Below are 8,083 nucleotides of genomic sequence, written 5' to 3' on the forward strand. Positions count from 1 at the left end.
CGGTAATCCGTTTTTACGGATGGGATCCGGCAACGCTTTCTGTTGGTTATTTTCAAAAGGTAGAAAAAGAAATCAATATGGATGCTGTGAAGGAACATGGCCTTGGATTTGTACGCCGTCCAACTGGCGGGAGAGGCGTCCTGCACGAGCATGAACTTACATACAGTGTAATCGTGACGGAAGAACATCCGGAAATGCCAAAGACTGTAACTGAAGCTTACCGTGTGATTTCAGAAGGGATTCTCAGGGGCTTCCGGGCTTTGGGTCTTGATGCATATTTTGCAGTCCCAAGGACCGAAGAGGAGAAGCAGGGGCTGAAAAACCCCCGTTCAGCGGTGTGCTTTGATGCGCCGAGTTGGTATGAATTGGTGGTAGAAGGCAGGAAGGTAGCAGGAAGCGCCCAGACAAGGCAGAAGGGTGTCATCTTGCAGCATGGATCCATATTGCTCGACTTGGACGAAGATAAATTATTCAGTCTGTTCAAATATCCTAATGACCGGGTGAAAGAACGCATGCAGCGGGCTTTCAAGAGTAAAGCAGTCGCAATCAATGAGATCAGCAAGGAAAAAGTGACTCTGGAGATGGCAAAAGCTGCTTTTAAGGAAGGGTTCGAACAGGGCCTGGGTATTGAACTCCAGCCATATGTATTATCCGATGAGGAAACACAATATGTAGAAGACTTGGCTAAAAGCAGATATGAATCAGATGAGTGGAATTATAAAAGATAATCCATATATTTAAATTTGATATGAATTTTTATTATTTCGGAAAAGCGATGAGAGTCGCTTTTTTCCTTTTTTATCAAGAGTTGAAGGGTGCCCTGTTTTTTCAACCTTGAAAATTGTCGTGTTTTGTTGATTCGCCTATACTAATCTATCAATCCCTCCTAAATTCTCGTTATTCCAGCTTATTTTTAGTTTGACAAAAATCATATATCGTGAACTAGACACAACATGTTGTGTGTCGAAAAATATTTTATACACTATATATAGTGTATATTGGTTGATTTTCCTTTTTTGCTGTGATAAGTTTATTTAGAATTACAACAATGGTAGAAACAGAGAATTATTCAATATAGTAGTTTAAGGAGCTGTATTTTATGTCTGTCGTATCGAAACAAGAAATGAAAGTTAACAGAGAGAGATTGAATAAAGCGATCGGATTGTTTCCGCAAGTCCATCAAGTTACTCCGGATATGCACATTACCCATAAGGGTGTATCCCGCCTCGTAATGATTGACCGCTACTCATTCAAAGACACTGAAAAGATCACACTAACTGAAGGTGACTTCGTTGTATTAACCATTAAGGAAGACCCTAAATTCCCTGCCAGAGGGCTGGGGTACATTAAAAGCATTGATTGGGAGAGTAACCAGGCTGAGGTCTTGATTGACGAAGAATACCGCAGCGCTCTTGATAATCCAACGGAAATTGACACGGCTGTTGTAAAACGTTCTTTGGATGTTATCGAAAAGCCGCTTGAAGTCTATTACGAGCAGATCGCCAAAAGAAATGCAACTGGACTTGCCAGTGTAGAGACGACAGAAGAAAAAAGACAAGAATGGTTTGAGAAGTTCTATCATGAACTCGTCAATATGAACTTTGTACCGGCAGGCCGTGTATTGTACGGAGCAGGAGCTGATACGGACGTTACTTATTTCAACTGTTACGTAATGCCGTTCGTAAAAGATTCCAGAGACGGAATTTCAGATCACCGCAAACAGGTAATGGAAATCATGAGCCGCGGCGGAGGAGTCGGAACGAATGGCTCGACTTTGAGACCGAGAAACACTTTGGCTAGAGGCGTGAACGGAAAATCTTCCGGGTCTGTATCCTGGCTTGATGATATTGCGAAATTGACTCATCTTGTGGAGCAGGGTGGATCGAGACGTGGAGCCCAAATGATAATGTTGGCCGACTGGCACCCGGATATCATCGAATTTATCATCTCGAAGATGCAAAACCCTCGTATTCTTCGCTATCTGCTTGAAAATACTGAAGATGAGCAAATCAAGAAAGCAGCAAAAGATAAGCTGAAGTTCACTCCCTTGACCGAGCAGGAAAAAGTAATGTATCAAGGAATCGTTAACTACAAGCAGATTCCGGGTCTCGGAGGCTTTTCTGAAAAGATCATCAAAGAAGCAGAAGAAAAGTTAAGAACGGGAGGAACCTACTCTGTTCATAACTCTGAATTCCTAACGGGCGCCAATATTTCCGTCTGCCTGACGAGTGATTTCATGGAAGCAGTCGAGAATGATGCTGAATACGAGCTACGCTTCCCTGATGTAGAGAAATATGATGAGGAAGAAATGAAATTCTATAATGAAAACTGGCATGAAGTCGGTGATGTTCGTGAGTGGGAGCAGATGGGCTACAAAGTCCGCACCTACAGAAAGATGCGTGCCAAAGAACTATGGAACCTGATCAATGTCTGCGCAACATACTCTGCAGAACCTGGCATTTTCTTTATCGACAATGCAAATGACAAGACAAATGCCAAAGCTTATGGACAGAAAGTAGTGGCAACGAATCCGTGTGGTGAACAGCCATTAGCACCATTCTCCGTCTGCAACCTTGCAGCAGTGAACCTTGCAGAATTTGCAGATAAAGAAAACAAGACAGTTGATTTTGACAAACTGAAAAAGACTGTAGAAGTAGGCGTGCGCATGCAGGATAACGTTATTGACGCAACTCCTTACTTCCTTGAACAAAATAAGAAGCAGGCACTTGGTGAACGCCGTGTCGGCCTGGGTGTGATGGGTCTTGCTGATTTATTGATCTACTGCGAGAAAGAATACGGTTCAGAAGAGGGCAACAAGCTTGTAGATGAAGTATTTGAAACAATCGCAGTGACGGCTTATCGTGCATCTGTAGAGTTGTCTAAGGAGAAAGGAAGTTTCCCATTCCTTCAAGGTGAAACAGAAGAGGAAACAAATCGTCTCAGGGAGGCCTTCATTAATACAGGCTATATGAGTGAAATGCCAGAAGATGTAAGGCAGTCTATACTGGATAACGGGATCCGTAACTCCCACCTACTGACTGTTGCGCCGACAGGAAGTACAGGTACGATGGTGGGTGTCGCGACTGGTCTTGAGCCATATTTCTCCTTTACTTATTATAGAAGCGGCCGTTTAGGCAAATTTATTGAAGTGAAAGCTGAAATTGTCCAAGAGTATCTAGAACGCAACCCTGAAGTGAATCCGGATTCTCTTCCAGAGTGGTTTGTATCTTCCATGGAGCTCGCTCCGGAAGCACATGCGGACGTGCAGTGTGTCATCCAGCGCTGGATTGACAGTTCCATTTCGAAAACGGTGAACGCACCGAGAGGTTACACAGTCGACCAGGTGCAGGGAGTATATGAAAGATTGTATAAAGGCGGAGCAAAAGGCGGTACTGTCTATGTCGATGGAAGCCGCGACTCTCAAGTTCTGACACTAAAAGCAGAAGAAAACAGCTTTGATGACGAAGAAACTGAACAGCAGGCACCACAAGGCAAGAAGCCGGTCGTACTGGTGGATACTATCCAGGACGTAAGAGCAACAGATGTAACCATCGGTTCTGAAGTCGGCAACACTTGCCCGGTCTGCCGCAAAGGAACGGTAAAAGATATGGGCGGATGCAACACATGTACAAACTGTGGAGCTCAATTGAAATGCGGACTATAATTTGAAGGAGAGGGAGAAACTTTCTCCTTCTTTTTTTTGCTTTGTTTCCTTTACCACTTTAAAGCGCTAAGAGGGACAGTCCCTCGTAGTGCTTTAAAGTGGTGAAGGGTAACCAATTTCTATTCTAAAACCCTTCAAGGTGAATTAAAGATGTAGTAAGGAAACTTTGAAGGAGATGATTCCGTGAACATCGATGGAGTATTCTCAGGTGGTGGAATCAAGGGGCTTGCCCTGGTCGGAGCCTATCAAGCAATAGAAGAACAGGGTTTGAAATTCAAAAGGCTGGCGGGTACCAGTGCAGGTGCCATTATTGCCGGTTTTATTGCAGCCGGTTACAAGAGTGACAACCTTATTAATATAATGGATGAAATTGATTTGCCGGAATTGTTGGATAAAAACAGATTACTTTCTTCGGTGCCGATTATACGTTGGCTTATGGTTTATCGGAAGCTCGGACTTTATAAAGGGGATGCCTTGGAACAATGGCTGGAAGAGAAGTTGCGAGTGAGAGGGGTTTATACGTTTGCAGATCTTCCTCCTGGAGCATTGAGGGTTATCGCATCAGACTTAACAAATGGCAGGCTTATGGTGCTTCCTGATGACCTGGATAAATATGGGGTACCCAAAGAGACATTTCCTGTAGCAAGGGCTATCAGAATGAGTGCAAGCCTTCCTTATTTTTTTGAACCGGTAAGGTTAAAATCTCTGGATGGCTTGAACCTTGTTGTCGACGGAGGCGTGTTAAGCAATTTTCCAATGTGGCTTTTTGATAAGGAAAATACGAAAAAGGTCAGGCCAGTTTTAGGCATTAAACTCAGTCCAAATATCCAGGAAAGACCAAAAAATAAGATACACAATGCCATAGGTATGTATGATGCACTCTTTCAAACAATGAAAGATGCGCATGATTCCAGATATATCTCAAGGAAACATGAGACAAATATCATTTTTATCCCGACTGAAGGAGTGCTGACTACTGAATTTGAGTTGACGGTTGAGAAGAAGAGGGAACTCATTGAATATGGATACAATAAGGCTAAAGATTTTTTGCGGAGCTGGAGCTATGGGTGAGATGTGTGCGTTAGCTTAAGATGATACGATTATTGCACAAAGGTAGGAGTGTCCAGTCTGCACAGACAGGCGGTCATGTGCAGAGTTGCCCCTTATTTTCAGGCAGCTCTCAATCTTGAACTTTTAACATGCAGGAAGTCGACTGGTGACTTTCTTGATTTTAAAAAATTCAAATAGAAAATTTAACCCGCAGCTATCTTAAAGTAACAAGGAGTAATCATTAAAAGTATTTTTTTTGTTTGTCATTTCCAAATGCCTTTATACCCTCTAGAGCCACTTTGGGGATTCCAAACGTACAAAAGTGTCCTTAGACCTTCTCTAGAGACACTTTTTTGGATTTCAAACGTTCAAAGTGTCTTTAGAACCCCCCTAGAGACCCTTTTGCAGCTCCCAAAAGTTTTAAAGTGTCTTTAGAATTTCTCAAGGGTACATTTTGTTGAGCCCATGGGTTCAAAACTTCCTCTAGCGCTTCCAGGCTCCACGAGTCCCCAGCAGCAATCCCTCTATAACCCCCCGCTATCCTTCTCTTATCCAGCAGCCAGAAAAAACAAAATAAAAAAACCGAGCTTAGAGAGATGCTCGATTTTTTCTATTCTTTTTCCCTTCAATGACAGTTAAATTGGCTTGAGATTTTTTTCTGTGAGACTTTTTTCGAAATGGATTTGGCGCACTGGCTTTTGTTTTTACAGCAGCTGTTTTCTTGTTATACCGCTTCTTGGATTGTTTTGCCGCTTTCAGGAAAGCTTTTTGATCCTTGTCTTTTCCTTTTCCACCCATCATCACTTTCCGGAAAACAAAATAAATAACTCCGGCAATTGCTGCGAATATGAGTATTCTTTGAAGAAGTGCAAGAGGATCTCCCATTAGTGTGGAAACCAATCCGATAGAGGCTAAAAGAATTACAGCTCCTGCAATGATGAAACGAGCATTCAACAAGGTCACCTCCTTTGGAACTGATGGTAAGAGCATAATAGGGCTTTATATATATTTTAGACTAATTGGCCCCATTTTAACCGCGATTCTGATTTATTTTACACATTTGTCTTATTTGGGGCGAAGAAGAAATGCAACTTTCAAGTTAAGTATTTTCATTTTACTAAAAACTCCACAAACCATGCAATATCCTGTGAGAGGATGAAATACTTTTACGGAAATGGACATACTACCCAAAGGAGGTGTTTTGATGTCTGCAAGAGAACAAAAACCATCAAGTGATAAAAAGCTGGAACAAAACAAACAGGAAAAGCCGTTATCCTTTATTGGCATGGTAATCGCAACCGGATTTTCAGGAGGAATCCTCTGGAGTGGTATCGCCTACATCTGTTATATGTTCTCCTTCACAAAACTCGAGCCGAACATCATCCTTGAACCGTGGGCAGTCGGGAACTGGAAAGAAACCTGGTTGGGAATTCTCATTTCCATTGTGGGATACGGATTGATTTCCATCGGAGTTGCACTTGTTTACTATGCTTTATTGAGAAAGCTCAAATCGATGTGGGTAGGTGTTGGGTATGGGATTGCCTTGATGCTGGGCGTCTTCGTAATTTTGAACCCGCTGTTTCCAAGTATGAAGGGATTGACAGAAACAGACTACAACACATTGATCACGTTAGCCTGCATATATATTCTTTATGGAGTTTTCATCGGCTACTCCATTTCCTATGAGGAAAACGAACTTCGCCATCAGCACGAAAAAGAAGAAGGAGTAAGTCAGTAGGTTCAGACATACTAGTAGGTTTGTCAATTAGTTTGTGTTAGAATGTTCATGTTGAACATTCTATTTTTATGGGTGAATACATATGAAAAAAATTCTTCTGCTAAACGGGCCGAACCTTAACAGATTAGGCAAGCGCGAGCCCGATATCTATGGTACTGTAACGTTGAAACAACTTGAAGACAAAGTGGAGAAAGCTGCCTTAGCGGCCGGTTATGAACTGACTGCGGAACAATCGAATCATGAAGGTGCAATTATTGATAGTATTCATCTTGCTGGAGATCAAGAATACGCCGGCATTATTTTTAATCCCGGTGCGTTTACACATTACAGCTATGCGATAAGGGATGCCATCGCCGGAATCGATATTCCCGTCATTGAAGTTCATATTTCCAATGTTCATAAAAGAGAATCCTTCAGGCACCATTCTGTCTTGGCAGAAGTCTCAGAAGGACAAATTGTCGGTTTGGGATTATTCGGATATGAACTTGCCCTGCAGGCTCTTATAAAAAAACATAAGGGAGATGAAGAGGTTGAGTAAACTTAATAAATTGAGAGAGAAATTTTCCGCAAACAATATTGACGGTATTCTGATCACGAGTACATACAACCGCCGTTATATGACTGGGTTTACAGGTTCAGCAGGAGTTGCCCTGATTACAGCTGACAGCGCAGTGTTCATCACGGACTTCCGTTATACGGAACAGGCTGCTGAGCAGGCACAAGGGTTTGAAATTGTGCAGCATAAGGGGCCTATCCCTAATGAAGTTGCGGCTCAGGTTGAAAAACTGGGAATTAAGAAGCTTGGTTTTGAAAAAAATCATCTGACATACTCTGCGTATGAAAGCTATCGCAGCAAGGTTCAGGCTGAGCTAGTCCCTGTCAGCGGGATGATTGAAGATATCCGTTTGATCAAAACAGAAGACGAGCTGAAAATCATCAAGGATGCAGCTGATATTGCCGATGCTGCATTCAAGCATATTCTTGACTTCATCGCACCTGGTAAAACGGAACTGGAAGTATCGAATGAACTTGAATTCTTTATGAGAAAAGCTGGAGCAACTTCTTCATCATTTGATATCATCGTTGCATCTGGTACGCGTTCAGCCCTGCCGCACGGTGTTGCAAGTGAAAAAGTCATCGAAAAAGGTGATTTCATTACACTTGACTATGGTGCTTACTATAAAGGGTATTGTTCAGACATGACAAGAACGATTTCTGTCGGCGAGCCTTCTGATAAGCTGAAGGAAATCTACGATGTTGTCCTTCAATCCCAGCTGAAAGCGATGGAAGAAATCAAGCCGGGTATGACAGGGGCACAAGCGGATGCAGTTGCCAGGGATTATATCAAAGAAAAAGGATATGGCGATCACTTCGGCCACTCGCTTGGTCATGGAATCGGTCTGGAAGTCCACGAAGGACCGGGGTTATCCCATCTTTCTGAGACTGTATTGAAGACGGGGATGATTGTAACAGTTGAGCCGGGAGTGTATGTTCAGGGTATCGGCGGAGTCCGTATCGAGGATGACACGGTGATCACTGAAAACGGCAACGAAACGCTTACACACTCAACTAAAGAATTAATTATTCTCTAATAAAACTATTACTGTAAGAACAGAATATGGCATAATAGA

The 8,083-nt window shown here is 42.6% G+C and carries 7 protein-coding genes; 6 read left to right on the forward strand and 1 reads right to left on the reverse strand.

Going from position 1 to position 8,083, the window contains the following annotated elements; translation table 11 throughout:
* The 3 genes from BSG1_RS18085 to BSG1_RS18095 form a co-directional block, all read left to right on the forward strand.
* On the forward strand, positions 1 to 728 hold a 728-nt coding region (locus BSG1_RS18085), incomplete at its 5' end, for a lipoate--protein ligase family protein (RefSeq protein ID WP_006838659.1).
* Positions 729 to 1,099: 371 nt separating this feature from the next.
* The gene (locus BSG1_RS18090) at positions 1,100 to 3,664 is read left to right on the forward strand and encodes a vitamin B12-dependent ribonucleotide reductase (protein ID WP_006838661.1); all 2,565 of its coding nucleotides are present in this window, start codon (positions 1,100 to 1,102) and stop codon (positions 3,662 to 3,664) included.
* A gap of 183 nt (positions 3,665 to 3,847) precedes the next feature.
* Positions 3,848 to 4,735 carry a patatin-like phospholipase family protein gene (locus BSG1_RS18095; RefSeq protein WP_006838662.1) on the forward strand — a complete coding sequence of 296 codons (888 nt, stop codon included), beginning with the start codon at positions 3,848 to 3,850 and terminating at the stop codon, positions 4,733 to 4,735.
* Between the two features lie 567 nt (positions 4,736 to 5,302).
* On the opposite strand, the gene BSG1_RS18100 is transcribed toward BSG1_RS18095, so the two are convergent.
* Positions 5,303 to 5,668: an SA1362 family protein gene (locus BSG1_RS18100; RefSeq protein ID WP_052302408.1), complete on the reverse strand. Its 366-nt coding sequence runs from the start codon at positions 5,666 to 5,668 to the stop codon at positions 5,303 to 5,305.
* A 250-nt stretch (positions 5,669 to 5,918) separates the two neighbouring features.
* On the opposite strand from BSG1_RS18100, the gene BSG1_RS18105 reads away from it, so the two are divergent.
* From BSG1_RS18105 to BSG1_RS18115, 3 genes are all read left to right on the forward strand, one after another.
* Positions 5,919 to 6,452: a YqhR family membrane protein gene (locus BSG1_RS18105; RefSeq protein ID WP_006838664.1), complete on the forward strand. Its 534-nt coding sequence runs from the start codon at positions 5,919 to 5,921 to the stop codon at positions 6,450 to 6,452.
* Between the two features lie 82 nt (positions 6,453 to 6,534).
* Positions 6,535 to 6,990, forward strand: a complete 456-nt coding sequence (gene aroQ / locus BSG1_RS18110) for a type II 3-dehydroquinate dehydratase (RefSeq protein ID WP_006838665.1) — start codon at positions 6,535 to 6,537, stop codon at positions 6,988 to 6,990.
* Positions 6,983 to 8,044: a M24 family metallopeptidase gene (locus BSG1_RS18115; protein ID WP_006838666.1), complete on the forward strand. Its 1,062-nt coding sequence runs from the start codon at positions 6,983 to 6,985 to the stop codon at positions 8,042 to 8,044. The genes aroQ and BSG1_RS18115 overlap by 8 nt, the downstream gene beginning before the upstream one ends.
* Positions 8,045 to 8,083: the final 39 nt, after the last annotated feature.

Origin of the sequence: Bacillus sp. SG-1, assembly GCF_000181495.1 — a bacterium.
Classification (GTDB): domain Bacteria; phylum Bacillota; class Bacilli; order Bacillales; family Bacillaceae_B; genus Rossellomorea.